At 66.9% G+C, this 21,284-nt stretch carries 19 protein-coding genes and 1 pseudogene; 8 read left to right on the top strand and 12 right to left on the bottom strand.

The window, feature by feature from the left end; all coding sequences use genetic code 11:
- Positions 1–42 precede the first annotated feature (42 nt).
- A complete protein-coding gene (locus tag QQY66_RS00395) occupies positions 43–3,954 on the bottom strand; it encodes a HEAT repeat domain-containing protein (RefSeq protein ID WP_301977014.1) in 3,912 nt (1,303 codons plus the stop codon).
- Between the two features lie 288 nt (positions 3,955–4,242).
- Between QQY66_RS00395 and QQY66_RS00390 the strand changes: the two genes are divergently transcribed.
- Together QQY66_RS00390 and QQY66_RS00385 are read left to right on the top strand one after the other, a co-directional pair.
- Positions 4,243–4,380 carry a hypothetical protein gene (locus QQY66_RS00390; protein WP_301977013.1) on the top strand — a complete coding sequence of 46 codons (138 nt, stop codon included), beginning with the start codon at positions 4,243–4,245 and terminating at the stop codon, positions 4,378–4,380.
- Between the two features lie 280 nt (positions 4,381–4,660).
- Positions 4,661–5,602 carry an IS5 family transposase gene (locus QQY66_RS00385; RefSeq protein ID WP_301977012.1) on the top strand — a complete coding sequence of 314 codons (942 nt, stop codon included), beginning with the start codon at positions 4,661–4,663 and terminating at the stop codon, positions 5,600–5,602.
- On the opposite strand, the gene QQY66_RS00380 is transcribed toward QQY66_RS00385, so the two are convergent.
- From QQY66_RS00380 to QQY66_RS00370, 3 genes are all read right to left on the bottom strand, one after another.
- Positions 5,574–6,044 carry a hypothetical protein gene (locus QQY66_RS00380; protein ID WP_301977011.1) on the bottom strand — a complete coding sequence of 157 codons (471 nt, stop codon included), beginning with the start codon at positions 6,042–6,044 and terminating at the stop codon, positions 5,574–5,576. The genes QQY66_RS00385 and QQY66_RS00380 overlap by 29 nt on opposite strands.
- Positions 6,045–6,270: 226 nt before the next feature.
- The gene (locus tag QQY66_RS00375) at positions 6,271–6,969 is read right to left on the bottom strand and encodes a uridine kinase (RefSeq protein WP_301977010.1); all 699 of its coding nucleotides are present in this window, start codon (positions 6,967–6,969) and stop codon (positions 6,271–6,273) included.
- A 349-nt stretch (positions 6,970–7,318) separates the two neighbouring features.
- On the bottom strand, positions 7,319–7,744 hold the full coding sequence (locus QQY66_RS00370; RefSeq protein WP_301977009.1) for a nuclear transport factor 2 family protein: 426 nt from the start codon (positions 7,742–7,744) through the stop codon (positions 7,319–7,321).
- A gap of 86 nt (positions 7,745–7,830) precedes the next feature.
- Between QQY66_RS00370 and QQY66_RS00365 the strand changes: the two genes are divergently transcribed.
- Positions 7,831–8,397 carry a TetR/AcrR family transcriptional regulator gene (locus QQY66_RS00365; RefSeq protein ID WP_301977008.1) on the top strand — a complete coding sequence of 189 codons (567 nt, stop codon included), beginning with the start codon at positions 7,831–7,833 and terminating at the stop codon, positions 8,395–8,397.
- Positions 8,398–8,986: 589 nt separating this feature from the next.
- Here QQY66_RS00365 and QQY66_RS00360 read toward each other — a convergent pair.
- The 4 genes from QQY66_RS00360 to QQY66_RS00345 all read right to left on the bottom strand — a co-directional run bounded on the left by QQY66_RS00360 (position 8,987) and on the right by QQY66_RS00345 (position 12,616).
- The gene (locus tag QQY66_RS00360) at positions 8,987–9,472 is read right to left on the bottom strand and encodes a hypothetical protein (protein WP_301977007.1); all 486 of its coding nucleotides are present in this window, start codon (positions 9,470–9,472) and stop codon (positions 8,987–8,989) included.
- A gap of 41 nt (positions 9,473–9,513) precedes the next feature.
- The gene (locus QQY66_RS00355; RefSeq protein WP_301977006.1) at positions 9,514–10,722 is read right to left on the bottom strand and encodes a helix-turn-helix domain-containing protein; all 1,209 of its coding nucleotides are present in this window, start codon (positions 10,720–10,722) and stop codon (positions 9,514–9,516) included.
- Between the two features lie 254 nt (positions 10,723–10,976).
- On the bottom strand, positions 10,977–11,774 hold the full coding sequence (locus QQY66_RS00350; RefSeq protein ID WP_301977005.1) for an SAM-dependent methyltransferase: 798 nt from the start codon (positions 11,772–11,774) through the stop codon (positions 10,977–10,979).
- Positions 11,771–12,616, bottom strand: coding sequence for a helix-turn-helix transcriptional regulator (locus QQY66_RS00345; RefSeq protein WP_301987080.1), 846 nt, complete (start codon positions 12,614–12,616; stop codon positions 11,771–11,773). The genes QQY66_RS00350 and QQY66_RS00345 overlap by 4 nt, the downstream gene beginning before the upstream one ends.
- Positions 12,617–13,994: 1,378 nt before the next feature.
- On the opposite strand from QQY66_RS00345, the gene QQY66_RS00340 reads away from it, so the two are divergent.
- Together QQY66_RS00340 and QQY66_RS00335 are read left to right on the top strand one after the other, a co-directional pair.
- Positions 13,995–14,768: an SAM-dependent methyltransferase gene (locus QQY66_RS00340; protein ID WP_301977003.1), complete on the top strand. Its 774-nt coding sequence runs from the start codon at positions 13,995–13,997 to the stop codon at positions 14,766–14,768.
- Positions 14,769–15,182: 414 nt separating this feature from the next.
- On the top strand, positions 15,183–15,869 hold the full coding sequence (locus QQY66_RS00335; protein ID WP_367666949.1) for an HAD family hydrolase: 687 nt from the start codon (positions 15,183–15,185) through the stop codon (positions 15,867–15,869).
- A 33-nt stretch (positions 15,870–15,902) separates the two neighbouring features.
- Here the strand turns inward: QQY66_RS00335 and QQY66_RS00330 are convergent, their stop codons facing one another.
- Positions 15,903–16,244, bottom strand: a complete 342-nt coding sequence (locus tag QQY66_RS00330) for an HNH endonuclease (protein ID WP_301977001.1) — start codon at positions 16,242–16,244, stop codon at positions 15,903–15,905.
- Between the two features lie 489 nt (positions 16,245–16,733).
- Here QQY66_RS00330 and QQY66_RS50155 point away from each other — a divergent pair, with 489 nt between their 5' ends.
- Positions 16,734–17,096: a winged helix-turn-helix domain-containing protein gene (locus QQY66_RS50155; RefSeq protein WP_367666948.1), complete on the top strand. Its 363-nt coding sequence runs from the start codon at positions 16,734–16,736 to the stop codon at positions 17,094–17,096.
- A 213-nt stretch (positions 17,097–17,309) separates the two neighbouring features.
- Entirely contained in the window at positions 17,310–19,115 is a 1,806-nt protein-coding gene (locus QQY66_RS00325; RefSeq protein WP_301977000.1) for a cholesterol oxidase substrate-binding domain-containing protein, read from the top strand.
- Positions 19,116–19,152: 37 nt separating this feature from the next.
- On the opposite strand, the gene QQY66_RS00320 is transcribed toward QQY66_RS00325, so the two are convergent.
- Both QQY66_RS00320 and QQY66_RS00315 read right to left on the bottom strand, forming a co-directional pair.
- A complete protein-coding gene (locus tag QQY66_RS00320) occupies positions 19,153–19,746 on the bottom strand; it encodes a transposase (RefSeq protein ID WP_301976998.1) in 594 nt (197 codons plus the stop codon).
- Entirely contained in the window at positions 19,707–20,108 is a 402-nt protein-coding gene (locus QQY66_RS00315; RefSeq protein ID WP_301976997.1) for a winged helix-turn-helix domain-containing protein, read from the bottom strand. The genes QQY66_RS00320 and QQY66_RS00315 overlap by 40 nt, the downstream gene beginning before the upstream one ends.
- A 165-nt stretch (positions 20,109–20,273) precedes the next feature.
- On the opposite strand from QQY66_RS00315, the gene QQY66_RS00310 reads away from it, so the two are divergent.
- On the top strand, positions 20,274–20,684 hold the full coding sequence (locus tag QQY66_RS00310; protein ID WP_367666947.1) for a tyrosine-type recombinase/integrase: 411 nt from the start codon (positions 20,274–20,276) through the stop codon (positions 20,682–20,684).
- Positions 20,685–20,970: 286 nt separating this feature from the next.
- Here the strand turns inward: QQY66_RS00310 and QQY66_RS00305 are convergent.
- Positions 20,971–21,165, bottom strand: a pseudogene (locus QQY66_RS00305) (CorA family divalent cation transporter); the annotation flags it as partial.
- Positions 21,166–21,284 lie beyond the last annotated feature (119 nt).

Below are 21,284 nucleotides of genomic sequence, written 5' to 3'. Positions count from 1 at the left end.
TGGCCGGTGCGTTAATGGCGCTTCCTGAATCCAGGAGTTCCATCAACGGGCCCAGAGGTCGTCTGCGGCGGCTTTCGTTCTCTCGTCTTCGTCATGCAGGATTCGGTCTTGCAGTACAGCGGCCGTCCGTGGATGTGCTGGCCATCCCAGGGCGAGCATGTGAATGATCTTGCGCCGCGCCTCCGGGTCGGGATCCTCGACAGCCCGCGTGCTGACCAACGCTAGCCCCTCGTCTTCGCCGGCCTTGACCACCCACCAACGGAGCGAGGAGAACCTCACATCGGGGTCCGGGTCGACGAGAGCGCACTGGCGAAACAGATCCTGAACGCCCTCGTGGTCGCTCCAGCGAAGGCCCAGTACCTTTACCGCCTCGGCGCGGGTGTCTTTGGCGGAATGGTCTGAGGCCGCGCGCATGAGGATGTCCCGAACGTCCTCGCGGTAGGCCCAGTGTTCGCACAGCACGTCCAGCACTGCGCGCTGGTAGCGGTGCGAAGAGTCCGCGGCAACACGCATCACGAAGGCTTTGACATCAGCACGGTCCATCCACCGCTTCGTCAGCACTTTTATCGCGGAGCTACCGACCAAATAGTCATCGTGCTCGGTAACGGTCCGCATCAGGACCGCGCGGGCGTCGTCGCGGTTGGGCCAGTGGTCCTGCAACTCGTCGAGCGTGGTGGAGCTGGTGTAGCGGTAGAGGTGATCGGCGGAGGCCAGAAGCAGCTCGTGAATGTCCTGCCGATCGGGCCAGTTCTCCACCAGGCCCCGCAGTATGGTCGCACGGGTCCATCCGCCCAAATCGTCGGTGCAGGACCGGATAAGGAGGTCGCGGATCTCCGGTTGCCCCGCCCACTGCTTGGCCAGCACGTGCAGGGCACGCTCCCGGACTCCCTCGTGCGGATCGCCGGTGGCTGCGCGGCTGAGGCTGCTGAGGGCGTCGTCATCGTCGCGGAAGCGGTTGCCCACCACCTCTATGGCAGCGCCACGCACTGCTTCATCCGCGTCCTCGTGGACCCGGCGCAGGATCAGGTCACGGACGCGCTCGTGTCGGGACCACCGCTCGCCCAGTTGCTGAAGGGCGGTTTCACGCGCACGTGGACAGCGATCGTCGGTGACGGCACGCATGAGGGTGTGGCGGACGTCGGCATGCCCCGGCCACTTCTTGGCCAAGGTCCTCAAGGCCGCTTCACGGACGCCGTTGTTGGACGAGTCGGCGGCACGTTCGATCAACAGATCGCGGATCGTGTCGTCTCCGTGTACGCATTGGCTGAGGACCCATATCGCATGCCGACACAGATCAGGGTCGGTGTCGTCGGCCGCGCGCTGTGTCAGAAAGTCGAGAGCGTCCTGGTAACCGGTGCAGTGTCGGCTCAGCGTCCGCAGTGCTGTGCCGCGCGTGTTGTCGTTCTGGTCGTCGCGGGCACGTCGGATGAGCACGGACCGAATGTCCTCACGGCCGTGCCACTGCCGGCCAAGGGTTCGCAGCGCGTCGCTGCGAACGAACGGATGGTTGCCGTGTATGGCTGCGTGGACGATCAGGTCACGGACGTGGTCGTCATCCGACCACCAGGTGCCGAGGACTTCCAGGGCCCTGCCGCGGGTGTTGGCTTCGGGATCTTCGGCGGCGCGGGTGATCAGGAAGGCGCGGACGTCTTTCCGGTCCTTCCACACCTCGCCAAGTACCTCCAGCGCCATGGAACGGACTCGGTGACCGGGATGGAGCGTTGCCTCGCGCAGGACGAGTTCGCGGATGGCGTCGTCGTCCGGCTTTCGTTGCCCCAGCACGTGGAGGAACGTCAGACGGTCGAAGCCGTAGTAGCAGCCGCGGGCGAGTGCCGCCAGTTCGTCGTCGTCCGCTTTGAGGGCGAAGGCCAGGACGTCGGTCGGCTCATCGCTGGGGGAGAACTGTCCGCTCAGGCGGTACCAGCGCAGGTAGGGCACGCGCCCGGCCCAGTACCGGCCGAACGAGGCCAACGCGGACCATGCTTGGGCCAGTAGCGATGGCCCCTTGGAACCGCGCGTATTGAGAACCGCGGTGACGGCGTCGACGGCGGTGGTGCTCTGGACGGTCGGTGCGGCCTTCTTGTCCACCTCGGCCAGCGCGCGCAGGGCCAGGATCACATAGCGGGCATCAGTGGGATCCGTGCGCCGAGCGTGGAGGTCCAGGAGCCGGTCGATGGCGGCGGTCGCGTCGCTGATGTCCAGCTGCCCGATGAGGAGCAGCAGTACCTCGTGCCACGCGGGGTCAGCGGCCCGCACGCTCACGACCTGATCGATCAGGCCCTTGGGCGTCCAATGCCGTTCGTCTTGGTACCGGTGGGTGATATCGGCTGCTGTCAGGTATTCAAGGAAGGCGCGGTGTACGAAACCATAGATGTCGCCGCCGTAGGGGGCCAGGATGAAGTTGCGTTGGTAGAGCTGAGCGATCATGGCTCGGGCGGCAAGGGTGGCCTGGACGGGCTCCAGCGCGTACTGCTGCAGATAGTCGCGGAAGACGCGTTCGAGGTCGCTTGCGTGAATGTGGTTGCCGGCGATGCCGTGGTGGCCTTCCTGCATGGTGCGGGCCACCAGGCGCAGCAGCCGCAGCCGCTCGCCCAGCCCCAGTACCTCTATTGCCTCGGCGACGGCCGGGGGCAGGGGCGCCTTGAGCATCTTGGTGGCCTCGTCCCAGTGCGCGACCAGGACCGTGACCGCGTGCTCGTACACGCCCCGCCGGTTGCGTGGAAGGGAAGGGTGTCGGCCGATGATGGCCAGAATGGTCAGCAAGAGAGGATTGCCTGCCATCTCCTGCAGCGGCCGTGACGTCTCGATCGCCGACGTGAGCCGTTCCGACCGTTCCCGCGCCAGCACGGCGTCATCCGGGCAGGTGTTGCTGTACCAACGGTCGGCGAACGTGCTGATCCGCGCATCGTCCAGGTCCTGGATCTTGAAGTGGGCGAAGCCCGCGCTGTCCAGGACCGCACGTTGATAGCCGATGACCCGGGAGGTCACGAGGATCCGCGTTGCAGGCCAGCGGGCGGCGAAACCGGCGATGCGCTGTACGGCCTCCGTCCGCGCCCTGACGTCGAAGATCTCATCCAGACCGTCGAAGATCATCAGTGCCTGGCCCTCGGCCAGCAGATGGTCCCGCACAGCGGGTGGAACGCCGAGCGCCAAGTCGCGGTACTGGTGGTCGAGGAAGTCTTCGAAGCTGCTGTGATGCCAGCGGTCGTCGGCGTACTGCCGCAGTTCGACCACCAGCGGCACCAGGCCCTGCAGCAGGTGGAGGGCGCCATCAAGTTCGCCGCAGGTCAGCATCAGAGTCAGGTAGCGGATGAGGGTCGACTTGCCTGCGCCGGGATCACCCAGGAGGACCGCCCGTCTGCCCGAGGGCCCGGCCAGCGTCTCCAGCACGCATTGCTCGGGGCGTTCCAGGTAAGAGTTCCGTAGGCGCTCGAATGCATCCGTGTCCGACCCCGGCAGGAGTTCGTCGTCCAGGAGTCCACCGGACTCCAACACGCGCCTCTGCAGTTCCCGGGGCAGCTGTACAGGGGGCGGGTCAGCCCGCACGGTCGGGGCGACGAACACCTCGGGCAGCCGGACCGCCGACGGGGCTTCCCCCACCGGGGCGAGCACGTCCAGGTCCAGGCGCCCGTACACCTGCACTGCGCGGCCCGCATAGTGGGCCACGGCGTCGGTGACCTTCTGTTCGGCGGGTGAGGATGCAGCGACCGGGATTTCGTAGTCCCGTGCCCTGACCGCGGCTCCGTAGAGCTTTAAGGCGATCCGCACGTCGTCGTCGCCCCCGCCGAGAGCATGCACGAGCAGCGTCAACTGCGCCTCGTCGGCGGGAAGAGAACCGTTAGTTCCCCGCAACAGCGTATTGGCTCGTGACCGGGCGGAAAGTCCCATACCCTGCGCGACATCGGCCATGCTCTTCACGCCGTTGGCGAGGTGAACGGCGTCGAGCCGCTCCAACAGGTCACGGTGCGGCCCTGATTCGGGCCAGTCGGAGCGGTTGATCCTCCTGCCTCGTCCCACGCTGCCTTCCTTCCCCACCCAGCGAGACAGACACGTGAAGGTGTTCTCTCCCGTCCTGCACGCGTTCTGTCCCTGCACGCCCACCCCGGAACCTGCCTGCGGCAGCATAGGCCGCCCATCAGAGAGAACGCGGCAGAACGCCGCTGATCTCCCGGCCCCTCCAGGCTGCATACACCAACGGGACCAGGCCGGCCCCTCCTCACTACTCCGCAGGGGAGAACATCCATGCAGCACTGGACACTCGTCCTCCAACTGGGCACAGCCGTCCTGACCCTGGCAGCCTCGGCCATCACCCTGGCGACCGCCCTCCGCGGCACCCGCCGCACACCGAACGACGGCCGCGACGCCCCTGACGCGCCTTAAGGGCCAAGCGCCACCGCGCCCCTGTCGTTGAGATCAGCACGGTGAACCGATCGACGCGGGCCCGCATGTCCGGTGGTGTGAAAGGAGGGCCGGACGACCCGGCCCTCCTACGCGACCGCATCGGCTTGCGAGTGAGCTAGACGTCATCCGCTTATCGATCACGGGGCTGGGCTGGTCGAACAGGGTTCCTGATCGGGTGATCGCGTGAGGGCCGACGCATGGCAGCAGGGCCTCTTGGTAGTTCGGGGGTGCGATCCCAACCGAGTACCAGGAGGCCCTGTTGCCGCAGTCTTTCGCGTCCGCGTGCGTGGAGTCCAACTCGCTGCCACCGTCGTGTGACTGCCTCGCGCACAGGTTCGGCAACGCGGCGGACGGGCCGGACCGCACCTCGAGTTATGGCTCCGACATGACGGAGGCGGAGTGGCGGGTTATGCGGCCGTTGCTTCCGGTTCCGGCCTGGCTGGAGGGGCGGGGCGGACGGCCGGAGGGCTATTGCCACCGCGTGATGCTCGACGCGGTGCGCTATGTCGTGGACAACGGCGTGAAGTGGGTCAACCTGCCCGCGGACTTCCCGCCGTATCGACGCGTGCATGCCTTCGCCCGCCGCTGGCAGGTCACGGGGCTGCTCGCTGAACTCCACGACCGACTGCGCGACCGTGTCCGGGAGAAGGAAGGCCGCTTTCCGGACCCGACGGCCGCGATCGTGGACTCCCAGTCGGTGCGGGCGGCGGTGAACATCCCGCGCTCGACTTCCGGCTGGGACGGCGGCAAGAAGGTGGGCGGCCGCAAACGGCACCTGGTGGTGGACTGCCTCGGCCTGGTCCTGGCCGTCGCGGTGACCGCGGCAAGCGTCCAGGACCGCGACGCCGCCGTCCCGCTGCTTCAGCGGCTGCGACGGCAGCACTTCTCCATCCGGCTGGTGTGGGCGGACGGCGGCTATGCCGGCCGGCTCGTCGACTGGGCCCGCGAGAAGCCCCGGCTCACCCTTCAGATCGTCAGACGCACCGATGACACAGCGGGGTTCGTGGTGCTGCCGCGCAGGTGGGTGGTGGAAAGGACGCTCAGCTGGCTGATGCGCTCGCGGCGCCTGGTGCGCGACTACGAAACACTGCCGGCCATGCACGAAGCCATGGTGCTGTGGTCGATGACCATGCTCATGAGCGGTCGCCTGGCCGGACGCCGCCCGGCCGGCTTCAGACGGCCGACACCGCGAGAGCGGTGAACACGCCCGGCCGCACCTGGAGTGCCCACCCTCGCTCCACCAGGCGTTTCGCCTTCGAACGCAGTCCCTCGACCTTCGCCGGGATGGCCTCCAGCCCCAGCGCGACGGCCAGTTGCTGGCAGCGCATGCCCTCCCGACCCGCTTCAGACTCCAGCACCGACAAGATCCGCTGGTAGTCCGGCGCGAGGGTTGTCGCCGCCATGCCCGTCTCCCGCCGGGGCACCGTCGAACCCGCCACCGCGCCTTCCGTCGGCTCCGTGACCGCCGAAGACGGCCCGGCCAGCACCTCGGTCACTGTCACCCGGGCATCCACCAGCCGCTGAAGCTCGCGTTCCGCCTCACCGAGCGCGGCCTGCACCCGCTCGGCCTTCTCCCGCAAACGCGTGATCTCCTCCCGGACCCGCTTCTCCCTGGCCTCCAGTAGACCGAGCACCGACGCCACCAGCGACCTCCACGAGCCAGATGAGCGGACGAACCACGCCCATCTCTCCCGCCACGAACCGGAGTTCATGCCCACCCACCCGAACTAAACGATCACGTTCGGAAAGCGGATGGCGTCTAACGATCTGGTCCACGTCTCAGTTGATCTGGTCTGATTCGTTTGTGGTCGCGGGTGATCTGTCCTAATCCGCCACCCAGAGCTGACCCTGGCATATCGACAAAGAGGGTCAGACTGGCCATTTCACCACCCGGGGTTCGGCAGGGTCGTCGTTGTCAATCACCACATCGGCAGCCAGTTCAGGTTCGGCCATCACGCGGTAAAGCAGCTGTCCGGGCAGATAGCGCCGTTCGTAACGCTCGTGTACGACATCGGACCCGCCGAGTGCCTCTACGTCACGGACCAGCGCCCGTCGCAGCGCCTCCTCCGCGCTGACATCGACGAAGATGCTCACATCCCAGCACTCACGCAGTTTCGGCCGGAGCATGAACACCCCGTCGAACAGCAGCACCGCGCCCTCTGGCGCGACCCGGACCGGCTCCTCGACGGCCGCGTCGATCCGGTAGTCGAACACGGCAGTGCGATATCGGCGGTCACCGCCGGGGCCCAGCGGATCCAGGACTGCCCTGCGGACAGCGTCGTAATCGAACGAATCATGGTAAAAGCCGGCGGGCGACAGGTTCCCACGTCGGAGCCGCACACTCCTGGGCCGGTGGAATCCGTCGATCCCCACTCGGATCACCGCTCGCCGCCCGGCCAGATTCCGGGCCAGCTCGTCGGCCAAGGTGGTCTTACCAGCAGCGTCCGGACCATCCACTGCAACGCGGAGCACATGCTCCGGCCTCCTCGACGCGATGAGCTCCACAAGAGCCCCGACCAGTCCGGCCCGCGACAATCGCCCCTCCACGGCACCCACCTCCCGATGCATGTCATCCCTCGTTAGGGTGACGCCTCCGCCTTCTGGACCTTCGGACGCTCGAAGTTGTTCCCCCTCGCACTACGGCCAGAGTGCTTGGGAGGGCACATGGGCGAGCCTGCGGAGGCGGTATCCGCCTGGGAGTACGCGTTGGACGTCCAAACAGCGGAGGCTGACCAGATCGGCTGAGACAGCAGCCGGCATTCACTCGCCCAGGACCACATCATCTGAGATTCCCGGCGCCTCCACGTCTCAGATGAACTGGTCGCCGCAGGTCAGGACCCCGACTCGGAGCCAGATCATTTAAGACGGGACAGTACTGTCCGGTCCCAGGTCGGCTGCTGCACTGGTCGGGTGGCCTTCACGCTCTGGCGCTGGCGACGCCCAAGCCGTCCATGTAGTCGCGGACTCGCGTGATCAGTCCGTTGCGGACGTGGAGTATCAGGAGACCGGGGACGGTGAACGTGGTGGCCTTGGTCGTCAGCGTTCCCACCACGACATGCTCGGCGACGATCACTTCCGGATCGGCGGTCTCGTAGGCCGCGACCCTCCTGACCTCCTCCACCTGGACAGGGCTGGCGCCCCAGGCTGCCCGGTATCCGGCGCGCACGGCCTCACGACCCTCGAAGCATGGGGGGAAGCCGGGTGAGGCGAACGGGAACTCGTGCACCGCGTCGATGGTGTAGAGATCGGCGAGATCGTCTGGGGACTTGTCGAGCATGGCTTGGTAGTAGCAGGTCAGCACCTCGTGAGGGGTGCGAGCAGCAGGTGTATCCAGATGTGACACGGGGGTTATTCCATTCGCTCAACACTTGTTGACCCACTCACCGTAGGGTCGGCCGGAAGTTCGGTCAACGGCTGTAGAGTGAATCGGTGTCCACTCCTCGCCAGTCCCGCGCCGATCGACGCCGAGCGACCGAGGTGCGCATCCTCGACAGCGCTCGGGAGTTGTTCGCCGAGAAGGGATTCGAGCGCACCACCATTCGCGCCGTGGCGGCTGCGGCGAGCGTCGATCCGGCTCTGGTCATGCAGTACTTCGGCTCGAAGCGGGAGCTGTTCAGCCAAGCCGTGAAGGTGGTCCCCGCCGCGCTGACGGCCACTCATACCGACGAGCTCGTCGATCAGTTGCTGGCCTCGCTCGGCCTCAAGCTCGGTGGTCTTCCCGAGGGCACGCTGGCGATGATGCGGTCGATGCTCACCGACCAGGCGGCAGCCGATCACGTCCGTGCCGCTCTCGGCCGGCAGATCGACAGCGTCGGTGCCGCCCTGCCCGCTGCCGAGGATCCCGAACTGCGCGCCGCACTGGTTGTCACCGCGCTGTTGGGCGTGACCATCGGCCACCAGCTCCTCGGCCTGGCCGCGCTTCGTGAGGCCCCTGCGGATGACATCGCCGCGTTGCTCCGCCCGGCCATCAAGGCTCTGGCCGGACCGCCGGGTTGAACGCAACGCCTCCGTTGGGCGGAGGCTGTGTTCAGGCTCAGCAGCGGTAGTAGGGGTGGAACGGGGGCTCCACCGTATCCTCGAACCGGCTCGTCACGCAGTCCCGCAACGGACACCGTCGACGCCCGTGTACCGCGTCCACGTACGACAACTCGATACACGGCCCTGCCTGATCCACCCCAGCCGGTACAGCCATCCCGCACCCCCAGCGCACTCAGTCGCGCGACTAGGTTCGCTGAGACAGAAGCCCGAACGACTCGGTTCGTTGAGAAAACGACTCGATTGAGTTGTAGGGACTCACGATCCGTGTCACGTCGTGGTGCTGTGACCTGCGGCTTCTCGCGGTGTCTCACGCCGTGTCCAGCCGTTCATTCTCACGACCGTCTCCGAATCCTGGGGCCGGGCAGGAGGGGCAAGCGTGTCCCGTAGCAGCGCTGCCAGATGGCGAGCCCCTGACCTGCTGGTGCCAGGACGATTGGATCGCAGGAGGCCGGCATTCTCAAACGACCGGGCCACGCTGCTGGCGTCTGGCGGTGTTCGTACTCGACCGGGCTGAGCACGCAGGTGGGGGTAGTCCTGCGGGCGGTAGTCATGACACGGCCTCTTGAAGAGGTCGCTTGAACATGTCTGCAGACGTGACGGTGATCCGTGGGTTGTCGATCAGGGCTTCGTCGATCACTTCGGCGAGACGGCGTGGCAGCGACGGGTTTCGTTGGCGGATGGGGACTGGCCGTTTCTGGAGGACTACGAGGATGGGATCGGCGGACGGCGCGAAATCGCGCGGTGTAGTGCCAGTCAGCATGGCGTAGAGCGTGGCCGCGGTGGCCCACACGTCGACTTCGGGCTTGGCGTACTTGAAGCTGATCAGCTGGGCCCGGGGCATGTAGGCGACCGTGCCCGCGGTGGTTCCGGTGCGGGTGAGGCCGGACAGCCCGGCCAGGTCGAAGGCTTTGGCCATCCCGTTGTCGTCAAGCCGCGAGGCCGGGCGGGAAGCACAGGCGTCCCGCGGGCGGACAGCGACGACGACGTTCGCGCGGCCTTCCAGCGAGCCCTGGTGCCGGGGGGCAAGGACCACGGTCTGAGTTCTCCACTAAACCTCGGCGCAACGCCGAGTGATCACGACTTGTGATGATCATGCGAGTGTGCCCCTCGATAGGTTCTGCCTCCCCGCCGTGGCAACAGAGCCGGGGCGTCGTCGGGAGTCGCGATCGTCTCGGCGGCTAGGTGGAGTTCCGCCCGTACTGCGGTGGACGACAGGTCGAGGAACAGCGCCCTGCCGCACTTGTTCAGCCAGTCGCTGAGCGTGCTCCGGCTCAGGCCCAGCTCGGAGGCAGCGGGAGCCGTGCGGCCACGGTGTTGGAGCCAACAGCGAAGGGCGATCCGCAGTGGCCGGTCCAGCGGTTTGAGCAGGGCCGACGCCCAGCGGCGGGCATCCTCGGGGCTGAGGAGACTGGCGGGCAGCGGGGGATCGGGCACAAGGCGTGCAGGCGAGGCGATCTGTCTAGCAGCGGTCGGCGCCCGCACCGCCAGCAGCAGCTGGGCCTGCACGGTGGGGTTGTCCAATTCGGTGGCAAGCAAAGTACCGATGACGCGCAGCCGCATGCGCACGGTGCCTTCGGACACGTCGAGCACTGACGCGGCGGCCTGAGCGGATCCCGACCGCAGGTATGCCTCCAGTGTCCTGTGCTGCTGGCGATCAAGGGGTCTGAGGATTGCTGCGGACCAAGAGACGAGCCGACGGGCAGGAACAGCGCGAAGCAGCCCGCGCGGGCCCAGAAAGGTCGCGCACGTCAGGCTGCCGGCCCTTGCGCTGTGACGCGCATTCCCGGCCTCGGCCCACGCGGTAGCGACCATGTCCAGCGGCAACGAGTCCGAAGCACCACCGGCCAGCTGATACCGGTCGGCGATGCGCGTGACGAGGGAGTGTGCCGAGTGGCGGTCACCGCCGATGCCGTGGAGAGCGACGACCACCAATTCATGGCCATTCACACACACCAGCATTCCGGGGTCACTGAGGGATGCGCTGGGCTGCATTGCTCTCCAATGAGCCCGATACGCGGCATGTACTGACGGCCCGGCTAGCCGGAACACCGTGGCATGCGTGACTCCGGTACAGCCCAGCACGTCGGTGGCCAAATGAGGTTGGCCACTCAGTAGGAGACGCAACACGACCGTGTGCAGCCGCTGCTCAGCGTGGTGCGTCTCCTCTGCCTTGCGAACCCGGGCCTGCATTCTGAGGAGATCAACGGTGGTCCGCATGACCAGGTCGATGCGGGATGCGGATTGCGCAGTGCCGGGGCTGACGACGAGGACGGCACCGTTCATCTTGCGGATCGTCAGGTGCGGGTAGAGCGGGGGGTGCGCGGCAGCACGCACCCCCTCGGGTCCAGCGGTGTGAGGGCTGCTGCAGAGGACGCCTCCCATGAGGTCGACAAGGACGGCCCAACCCCCGGCCAGGGCGGCCACCTGAGCAATCAGCTGAGCGTCCGAGTGGGCCGCTGCACGGGTGAGCCGTCGCACTACCTGACACCGCGTCACCTCCACGGGAGAGACAGGCGCGTGCCCCTCACTGCCCGTCATCATGAGATCCGCGCCACCCCGCCCCAGCCCGCGCGGTCGGTGAGTCGGCCGGTATTGGCGTCTGGGCGCCAGCGCGGCCAACTCGTAAACCCAGGTTCGATTAGTTCGGTGCCCTCGAAGAGCTCGATGGCCACCGATGGTTCACGGAAGATGTAGGGAATCGCCCCGGAGCTGTTGTATTCGTCCTGTACCGCTTGATGTTTCTCGTCCGCGGCGGTGGAGTGGCTCAGCGACAGGTAGCTGCCCGAAGGAAGGCGGTCAACCAGCCGGCGAACAAGACCCCGGGCCTCGTCCCAGTCCACGATGTGGCCCAGCACATCGCTGATGACCAGAGCAATCGGCTCAGTCATGTCCAGCGTCTTGGCTCCACCTGTCAAGACCGCGTCCGTGTCACGCATGTCCGCCTGCACATAGGCCGTAGCGCCCTCGGGAGTGCTGGTGAGCAGCGCGTGGACGTGGAGAAGCACGATCGGGTCGTGGTCCAAATAGACCACTCGGCAGTCGGGGGAGATCCGCTGTGCGACCTCGTGGGTGTTGTTGCTCGTGGGCAGCCCGGCCCCCAGGTCGATGAACTGCCGGATCCCGGCTTCCTTGGCCAGGAACGTGGTCGTGCGCCGCAGGAAGTCCCGGGACTCCCCTGCGAACGGGACGATGTTGGGGTACTTGCTGCTGTAGGCGTCGCCGGCGGCCTGGTCTGCGGGATAGTGGTCCTTGCCACCCAGCCAGTAGTTCCAGACGCGCGCGCTATGAGCGACGGACGTGTCGATCTGCGAGGATAAACGGGTCGGTTCGGTCATTCTAATGCTTCCTTTGATTTGTCAGGATGGGGCGCGATAACGCTGGTGTGGTCTAGCAGCACGCGATATGCCATCACCACTTGCAGGGCGTCTGAGATTTCAGCGGCTCCGGACAGACCTCCTTCACGGACCACGTGGTCGGGGATCTCGGGCACGTCGACCCGGTACAGGGTCACGGTTGGCATGCCGATCATGGCGTGGAATGGTCCTTCCAGAGGGTGAATCTGCAAGGTCACGTCAGGGCGCTCGACGGCTGCTCTCAGTGCCTGCCGCTGCTCGGCCATCACTCCTTCACCGCCGACGGAAGTATGCAGCGCCGCGGCCGACATCACTGCCCAGATGCGCGTGTGCTGGTCACGCAACTGCTTCTGGCGTTCCACGAGCAGCTCAGTCCGCCGGTCCTTGTCCGCAGGGGACAGGTCAGGTCTACGGACGTCGTCGACGGCGCGAGCGTAGGACGGTGTACGCAGCAGCGCAGGAATGAGCGCTGGCTCCCACACGCGGATGATCCGGGCCGCGGACTCCACACTCATCAGGTCCAGCTGCCAGGCGTCCATGACAGAACGCCAAGGATGCCACCAGCCGGGGAGATTGGCAGTCGCGAGCTGCCCGAGGAACTCCTTGATCTCGTCAGCGCTCGCGCCGTACGCCGTCAGCAGGGTGTGGACCTGACCCTCATCTAGAGATGTCTCAGCCAACTCGATGCGGCGGACGGTCGCCACGTGGGCTCCGAGGGCGGTGGCAGCGTCCCCGCGAGACATCCCTGCGGATTCGCGCAGGATTTTGAGCCGGGTGGCGAGAACGAGGTGCGCGACGGTCCTACCAGACCTTTCGCGAGCCACAGAACCCCCTTCCGGCATTTTCTTCAACTTGCTGACAGTGCATACCTTGCATCTTGCAATCTTTGTGCGCAACCCGTTGAGTGTGTAACCCACTGCAGTGGCCGCGCAGTTGCGGGTGGAGGGATGCCGCGAGACTGTGCGGCCCAGCCGCCGGGCTCCCTTCGCGTACGCGTGGTTGAACTGTGCCCTGTAGCGAGTTGGGTGGGGTCGACGCTTACGGGGCATGACCGGGAGGACGAATGAACGGGCTTAATCCGCGCCAGCCGGCGCAGGGAAGGGGCGCCGTCAGCGGGGAGAACGCCGGCGGTCCTGGCAGCAGTAGTGACGCGGGTCTGCGCATCCCTGCCAAGTGCACATACCGGGGCACTGGGCTTGTGACGGGGGAACCCGAGGCGGCGGCTTGTCAGCCTGCTGCCCGGCCAGTTGCCGACCGCTGGGGCCCAGCAACTCCTCGCTCCACTGATGCAACTGGCGGTGCCGCACCAGGCCAGCCGCCACTTTTCTCAACCATCCTTACACCGGCTGACCGTTGATGCCGGTCGGCTGCAGATGAGCGCTACCCCGCACGGAGCGCAATGGCCGCCCCTTTTGGCGAAGGAACGGCCATCACTGAGCCAACTCACGGCACCACCCGAACGCGAATCCAACATCAGCCCTGGTGGAGCTCCGGCAGCGTGTAGCAGCACGCGCCGTGTTCAGGATAGACGTGCCAATCCAGAGGTGGGAACTGTCCTCCTTGGCCGCCCACTCCTGACGCAGGAGCTCCCCGCACACCACGAGGGGATGCCCGCGTGCCCACAATTATCCCATTTCGACGGCTCACTCCAGCGGCCTTAGCAGCTGGCATCCCAACCCGCCGTCCGGAAAGCACCCGGCTTGCCTCCGCTTCGCAGTCCCGAGCCGCCGTCTGTCCCGACATCTTGGGAACACGCTTCCGGCAGAAGCGCACCTGCGTGAGCTTCCGCATTTCCCTTGTCCTTGGGCTGGGCGGTGGTGGTGTGGTTCCTGATCCGCAGGAGCGGTCTGGAGATCGGGCATGCCGTGATGGCGGCACTGCTGGGCTTCTCTCTACAGGCACCTCAGTCGAACCGGCCACCAGCCAGCTCGTTCGCAGTCTCACCGCAATTGGTAGCGATGTCCGCGCCTAGACCGGGCTACCGGATCTTGGAGACACGCCGCCCGGGCGTCCGTCGGGCTGCCCTCCGCGGTTGATAGTCCAGCCCCTGACCTCGGCAAGCGAGCCCAACGTCACCCCCGTCGCGGGCAGCCCTGCTCGCCGGTCCCACCCGGCCTTCTCGTTGCCGAGGGAGGGGCCGCTCCTGTCCCTGGTGCTGTTCCGCCGGATCAGCATCCCGATTCGATCTTTCCGGAGAACACCGTGCGCACTATCGACACTTCCGTCCCGCACTCGGCACGCATTTGGAACTACTGGCTGGGCGGCAAGGACAACTACGAGGTCGACCGTGAGGCGGGCGACGCCTACAGCCAGATCGCCCCTCAAGTGGTGACGATGGCTCAAGAGTCGCGCCGGTACCTGATCCGCACGGTGACCACACTCGCAGGCGATCTGGGCGTGCGTCAGTTCCTCGACGTCGGCACTGGCCTTCCGACCGAGGACAACACTCACCAGGTCGCCCAGCGAATCGCCCCGGACGCCAAGGTCGTCTACGTGGACAACGACCCGATCGTTCTGGCTCACGCAGAGGCCCTGCTCTACAGCACACCCGAGGGCGTCACCGCACACGCCGACGCCGACCTGCACGACCCGCGGAAGATCCTCGACGCCGCCGGCCCGATCCTCGACTTCAACCAGCCCATCGCCCTGATGCTCATGGGCGTACTCGGCCACATACCTGACCATGAAGAAGCCATGGCGATCGTCCGCCACCTCCAGGCAGCGCTGTCCCCGGGCAGCTACTTTGTGCACTACGACGGCATCGACACCGACCCGGACCTCGTCAAGGCTCAGCAGGGATACAACGACACCGGAGCGGTTCCCTACGTGCTGCGCAGCCCCGGACAGCTCACCGCCTTCTACGGCGGCCTAGACACGCTTGAACCGGGCATCGTCTCGTGTCCCTTGTGGCGTCCTGACCCCGGAACCTCGCCGGAACCCACCGACATCCACGGAGGCGTTGCCCGCGTGCGCTGACCGGACAGGCGCTGCGTGTCTCGTGCCAGCAGTCTCAGCAGCCGATGCCGGGCGTCCGTGCCCGCGAGCACTGCTGACTGCCGCACACGGCAGCCCCGGTGTCGTCCCCTACCGGGGGCATGGGGTCGCGGACCTGTCACCGAAATCCCGACTCCCTGCTCGGCGGACGGGAGCCTCTCGGCACTCAGAGCGGACGGTGGTCCGGGGAGCGAAGGGCCTCCCGGCCCTCTATGCAGTTGTGGAGGACCCGTATGCACCACGCGGCGGACCCCGCACCAGCCGCCCAGCCCTGTCGGCAGACACGCTCGGCGTGCTGACAGCTGGTCGACGCGGGAACGGTCACACGCTGTCAGGGCGTGAGCTCACCCAGTTCCGCTGAATGTCCGGGCCAGATCAAGAGAGGAATCACTTCCTGTGCCACGCAACTTCAACCGCCCACACTTAGTGTGGGGATGGAGGGGCACCCTCGCCGACGACGCCCAGCACCAAGTCGGAGCGGTGAACGCAGCCCTGGCCTCTCTGGGCGCTGAACCGGTCGATCTCGACGCGGTCCGTCGCCACTTCGCCACATCAGCCCCCGCCCTGTGCGCTGCCATACTCTGCCGGGCCCTAACGGATCGGGAGCGAGTGAACGCGAGCGTCGCCTTCGAGACCTACCAATCCCGACGACCGTCGGCCCAGCTCACGACCGGAACCGACAAGCTGCTCGCAAGACTGATCCGCAGCGGTTGCAGCCATTCCATACTGTCGCTGAGCGCCCACAACAGGCTGACACGGCACATCTCAGAACTGGGCATCGCCTCCCTGTTCCTGCGGGTCGGCGGACGGACGGGTCCGTCCGCCAGGAGCAAGAAGCAGCCCCTTGCGAAGCACGTGGCGATGCTGCGAGAAATCATCGGAGACCGTCCGATCGTGGTCATCGGGGACGCCCTGGATGACGTCCGTGCCGCGTTCGCCAACCGCGTGCACGCGGTGCCGTACGCCGGGGGCCTGACCCACGCCGGCATCCTTCGGCAGACTGGCCTACCTGTCGCCGAGACCTTGGCCGAGGCTGCCGCGTTGGCGATAGTGCACACCCACAGCATGAAACAGACCATGTAGGCCAGCACCGGGGCACCCTCGGCACCGAGCACTTCACCAGAGGGTGAGTGGGTGGCCTGCTTCCTCGGCGGCCTGAATGCGGTGCTCAATCTGCTCGGCGAGCTCACCCGCGCAGAGCCCTGCACGAATCGCCTCAGCAATGGCTCGTGTCCGCCCAGCGGCCCCGCGTGTATCCGCAAGCGGACTGCGGGGATTGCCCCGGCGCAGCGACCACTCCACGCGGTTCTCTGCTGCTGTCCCGAGCCGTAGATGGGCAGGATTGGTACAGCCGTGGAAATCGCACGTATGACACACGACCGAGTCGTCGGCAGCGGTCCAGCCAGTTCGGTCTATCACTCCATGAGCGAGCTGGTAGGCGAACAGATGAGCTGGCACGGTTCCGCGCCGGGACGGCCCAGGAAGGCTCGCTGCGCGGAAAGATCCGTGGCCCGTTGAACTTACGGCCCCGAGCCACGGCGCACATTGGTGCGCCGACCTGGCATTACGCTTGGCTTCGAACCGAGCGACAACGTCCTCGTCGCTCAACCAAGCACGCCAGAGTTCCGCAGGGAGCCGAACCGGTATTGGTTCCCCAAGGAGCGAGAGTTGTTCGGCCCGAGTTTCCGAGGGACGGTGGGCGGGAGCGACGTCCCCCAGCAGGAGTTGATCGGATGCCCCTCTCACGAGGCGTCAGCCCTAGCAGAGGGGAGTTCGGGCGGGTAGCCCTTGGCACGAAGAAATGCATCGAGCGCTATCGCGACGATGTCGCCGTGCTGGACACCGTGGTCTGCGTGGTAACGGCGGAAGGCCGCTGGAGTTGGAGAGCATCGGGGACGGCGTAGTTGATCTGCCCACGACTGGTATGGCGGCCATTGATGACCTCCAATGTGTCCGGATGAGGGGCCAACGGGTCGTCGGCCAGGTCGGCACGGCTGGACGGAGGACCAGCGTTGGACCCTGGCCCGGGTGGCCACCGTGATCGCCCGGCGCTTCCACGTGCGCTTCAGCCCGGCCCAGACCTGGCGCATCCTGCGCCAGATGGGCTTCACGGTGCAGGCGCCGGTGCGGCGGGCCGCCGAGCGCGACGAGGAGGCCGTGGCCACGTGGTCGAAAACCTCAGTAGCAGGCAGACCATCAGCGGGCTGCCAGCCCGGCCGCAGCTGGGCACGACACAGGTTTCCTTGCTCAGCAGGACGGCCCGACCTCAGCTTCGGGTTCGTCCTGTCGAGGCCGTGCCGCTCCCGCTGAGGCTTGGCGGCGGAGAAATGCCATTCCCGTGACAGCGAGACGGGACAAGTTCACCGCCCCCAACGCGCCGCACTCAGTGCGGCGACGAGGCAGACTGCGCGGCTACGAACCGATCGGACGGGTACGGCTTGCCGTTTGATGTCCAAGTGCCGGTTCTCGGCGGGTTATGTCATCGAGCGTCAGTGACAAGCTGGCTCACCGTACATTTAAGTCATGTCTGATCAATCGGAGTTCTCCTCACGTCCTGTCACCTCCTCGGGTCCCTCGGAGCCCTCCGTCCTCTCCCGCCGTGGTGTTCTGCGCGCCGCGGCGGCTGCCGGAGCGTTAGGCATCCCGCTCGGCGCCGCCATAGCCGGGGCCTCCCCTGCCGCAGCGGCGCCCGCCATCGTTCCGAGCGCCGCACCCGAACTACCCGCCGGGCTCGTGCCCTACCTCTCTCCCTACATCAACTGGTCCGGTGAGATCACCCACGGCGGGCTGTGGGCCTGCGCGCCCCGCACGGGGCAGGACCTCGCCGACCTCGCCAACTGGGCCCATGCAAACGGCTGGCGGCTGCGTGCCCGGGGCAAGTCGCACAACTGGTCTCCGCTGACCCTTACTTCGGCCACCGAGCCCGACGCACAGGTCCTCCTGCTGGACACCACCGAGCACCTGACGCGCATGGAACTCACCACCCCGCCCCCCGGCGCCCCCGGCGCGGTGCGGGCCCAGGCCGGAGTGACCCTCGAAACGCTCATGGCTTTCCTCGCCGACCACGGACTGGGCGTCACCAACACTCCCGCCCCCGGGGAGTTGACCCTGGGCGGCACACTGGCCATTGACGCCCATGGCACCAGCGTCCCCGCGGACGGCGAGTCCGCCCGCCCCGGCCACACCTACGGCAGCCTCAGCAACCTCGTCCTGTCCCTCACCGCCGTCGTCTGGGACTCCGCCCAGGACGCCTACGTCGTGAAGACCTTCCACCGAGGAGCCGACGAGGAGTGCGAGGCGCTGGCCACCCACCTTGGGCGCGGCCTCATCGTGGAGGCCGAGATCCAGGCCGGCGAGGACATCCCGCTGCGCTGCCAGAGCCGCGTCGACCTCACCGCCGACGAACTGTTCGCCGCCCCGGGCAGCGCCCTCGCCACCCGGGGAAACACCTTCGCGGATTTCATGGCGGAGTCGGGGCGGGTGGAGACGATCTGGTTCGCCTTCACCGACCGGCCCTGGCTCAAGGTGTGGAGTCTCAGCCCCGAGCGCCCGGCCACCTCCAGGCCGGTGCACGCCCCGTACAACTACCCGTTCAGCGACGTCGTCCCAACCCCGGTCGCCCGACTGTCCGGGCTGCTCGTCGGAGGCTCCTGGCATCTCGCGCCGGTTCTCGGCGCCGCGCAGTACACGGTGGCGGCGACCGGACTGACCGCCACCGTCGCGAAGGACTTGTGGGGCCCCTCGCACACCCTCCAGTTCTACTTGCGCCCCACGACACTGCGTGAGACCGCCAACGGGTACGGGATCCTCACCCGCCGCGCCGACGTCCAGCGCGTCGTCTCCGAGTTCGCCGGTTACTACCAGCAACGGCTGGCGGCCTGGGCCGCGGCGGGCAGATTCCCGATCAACGGGCAGGTGGAAATCAGAGTCAGCGGCCTCGACCAGCCCGACGACTCCGCGGCGCCCGGCGCCCGCCCGCCACTGCTCTCCGTCATCCGCCCGCACCCCGACCATGCGGAGTACGACTGCGTGGTGTGGGTGGACGTACTGACCCAGCCGACCTCCCCCGGAGCCCACGAGTTCTACCGGGAACTGGAGCGCTTTCTCATGAGCACCTTCGACGGCGGTTACGCGCTCACGCGCGTCGAGTGGTCCAAGGGCTGGGGCTATACGGATACGGCAGCCTGGGCCGACGAGCAGATCATCGAGTCCGCGGTGCCCGCTTCGTACGGCGCCGGGCAGTGGTCCGAAGCCGTCTCCATCCTGGACCGGCTCGATCCCCACCGGGTCTTCGGAAACGGCTTCACGGATCAACTGGTGCGCTACTGAGGTTTTCGTTTCGGGTGACGTCATGGCGGCGGCGTGATCAGTCCGGTCTCGGCGATGAACCCGTCGAATAGGTCCGGTCGGTACTGCATCCGTTGAGGCGGGTGCGGACCAGCCCGGCGAGGTCATCGATACCGCACGGGGCGAGGTTGCCCAGGCTCTTCTTCAGGTGCGCCCATGTGCCCTCGGCCGGGTTGAGGTCGGGGGTGTATGTCGGGAAGCGGAAGACCGTCAGCCACGGCCGCTTCCCGATCAGCTCGCGCATGGTGGCGTCGACGTGGTGGCTGTAGTTGTCCCAGATCAGCACGATGTTGCCGCCGGGCTGCTGGTGGGCGGCGTCCAGCAAGGAGGCAGAGTCCTTCTCCCGAAAGCCCTTCTTCTCACCCTTGCGGCCATGGTGGACCAGCATCCGGAAGACCAGCCGGGTGCGCTGATGAGATTTGCGGCAGACCAGGCCTGCCATGGAAATGCGACCCGAGCCGGCCGCCCGGACCCTGACCAGGGGCGGACGGCCGCGGCGGGACCAGGTGCACGCCTTCGGCGGCCGCAGCAGCTGCCCTTCGTCCACGAAACACAGCCAGGCGTCCCGGTCCCTCACCGTCTTTCCACCCGCGGCCACGTCTCCTTGATCCACGTGGCCACGGCCTCCTCGTCGCGCTCGGCGGCCGGCCGCACCGGCGCCTGCACCGTGAAGCCCATCTGGCGCAGGATGCGCCAGGTCTGGGCCGGGCTGAAGCGCACGTGGAAGCGCCGGGCGATCACGGTGGCCACCCGGGCCAGGGTCCAACGCTGGTCCTCCGTCCAGCCGTGCGCGGCCGGTCCCTTCTCCAGCTCCGCCGCCAGCCATGAACGCCACTCGGGCTTCATCCGTGACGGACACCCGGACGGCCCCTTGCTCCGCAGTGCCTCCACACCGCCGTCCCGCCAGCGGGCATGCCAGGCATAGGCGGAGTTGCGCGAGACCCGTAACCGCAGCGCGACCTGCGGCGGTGCCACCCCTTGCGTGTGAATAACTCGGCGGCCTCGAACCGCACTTGCTCTCGCCGGGCCCGCTGCTTCGCGGTCAGGCCACCCCCATCGGGATACCGCATGACACCGGGATACACCCGCCACCGAGATCACCGTCACCCCAATCCGAAAACCTCAGTAGCCGAGTACTTCATGGAGTACCCCGCAGTCGAGGTGGAACTGCCGTGGGGCGGTCCGGAGCCCGATCGCGAGAGGGAGAAGTTCCCGCTCATCCTGACCACGACGTACGGCAACGCCATCCGGGCGAATATCTTCAACGTCGACGTGTGGAAGCCCGCTCTGGCCGCGGCCGGTGTGATCCCCATGCGGAAGCAGGGCGAGCGCTGGAAGGCGTCCCGCAAAGACGGCTTCCATGTGCTGAGGCACACGTACGCCTCGGTCATCCTCGAAGCGGGAGAATCGGTCGTCACCCTTGCGCGGTGGCTCGGGCATTCCAGCCCGACCATCACCTTGGACTTCTACGCCCACTTCATGCCCGAGGCCGGCGGGAAGGGGGGCGGTGCCATCGACACCCTGCTCGACCGGCCTTCCGCAGCCGCATAGAAGAAACGATTCCCCATGGAGTGGGAACAGGAGGGGCGCAGCACTGCTGCGCCCCTCCTCGGCGTTTCGTTGCCCAGCCGGTTGCTCACTCTCCGTGTCGGCCAGCGCTCCTGGTAGGCAATGGGGCGGAAGGAATGATCAAGGCGTCGTGCTCGCGATGGGGAAGGCCGGCCGAAGCGGGGCGCGTTTCAATCTCCCCAGATTCTCCCCAGCGGTCTGAACGGTGCCTGTGGCAGCCATGTTCGCGCCGCTGAGCCCGGTAGGCCAGCACTCGCGAGTCGATTACTCAGAGCCAGTCCCGCCGCTTGAAGATGACGTACAAACTGGTGCAAACAACCGCCATCAGGACGATCGCGAAGGGGTATTCGAACACCCAGCGCAACTCCGGCATGTGCGCGAAGTTCATCCCGTAGATGGTGCCGACGAGCGTCGGAGCGAACAAAATGGCAGCCCACGACGAGATCTTCTTGATCACCTCGCTCAGCCACGCCCCATACCAGGACAACCGGCCGCCGGAGAGACCACGTTCGCCAGAACTGAGACCGGGCTGGCCGGGGACGTCCATCAGCAGGACCCGGTAGCCGGTGGCGACCAGGGCCG

Source organism: Streptomyces sp. DG2A-72 (genome assembly GCF_030499575.1).
In the GTDB taxonomy this organism is placed as follows: Bacteria; Actinomycetota; Actinomycetes; order Streptomycetales; family Streptomycetaceae; genus Streptomyces.
Note: the sequence above shows the minus strand (reverse complement) of the source record. Positions and strands in the feature narration are given on the sequence as shown.

Bases quoted from the DNA above. Each gene is read 5' to 3' on its own strand.
- QQY66_RS00355 (WP_301977006.1), bottom strand. From the start codon at position 10,722: ATGAACGGTGCCGTCCTCGTCGTCAGCCCCGGCACTGCGCAATCCGCA.
- QQY66_RS00325 (WP_301977000.1), top strand. From the start codon at position 17,310: ATGTCTGATCAATCGGAGTTCTCCTCACGTCCTGTCACCTCCTCGGGT.
- QQY66_RS50155 (WP_367666948.1), top strand. From the start codon at position 16,734: ATGTGTCCGGATGAGGGGCCAACGGGTCGTCGGCCAGGTCGGCACGGC.
- QQY66_RS00390 (WP_301977013.1), top strand. From the start codon at position 4,243: ATGCAGCACTGGACACTCGTCCTCCAACTGGGCACAGCCGTCCTGACC.
- QQY66_RS00350 (WP_301977005.1), bottom strand. From the start codon at position 11,774: ATGACCGAACCGACCCGTTTATCCTCGCAGATCGACACGTCCGTCGCT.
- QQY66_RS00375 (WP_301977010.1), bottom strand. From the start codon at position 6,969: ATGCATCGGGAGGTGGGTGCCGTGGAGGGGCGATTGTCGCGGGCCGGA.
- QQY66_RS00310 (WP_367666947.1), top strand. From the start codon at position 20,274: ATGGAGTACCCCGCAGTCGAGGTGGAACTGCCGTGGGGCGGTCCGGAG.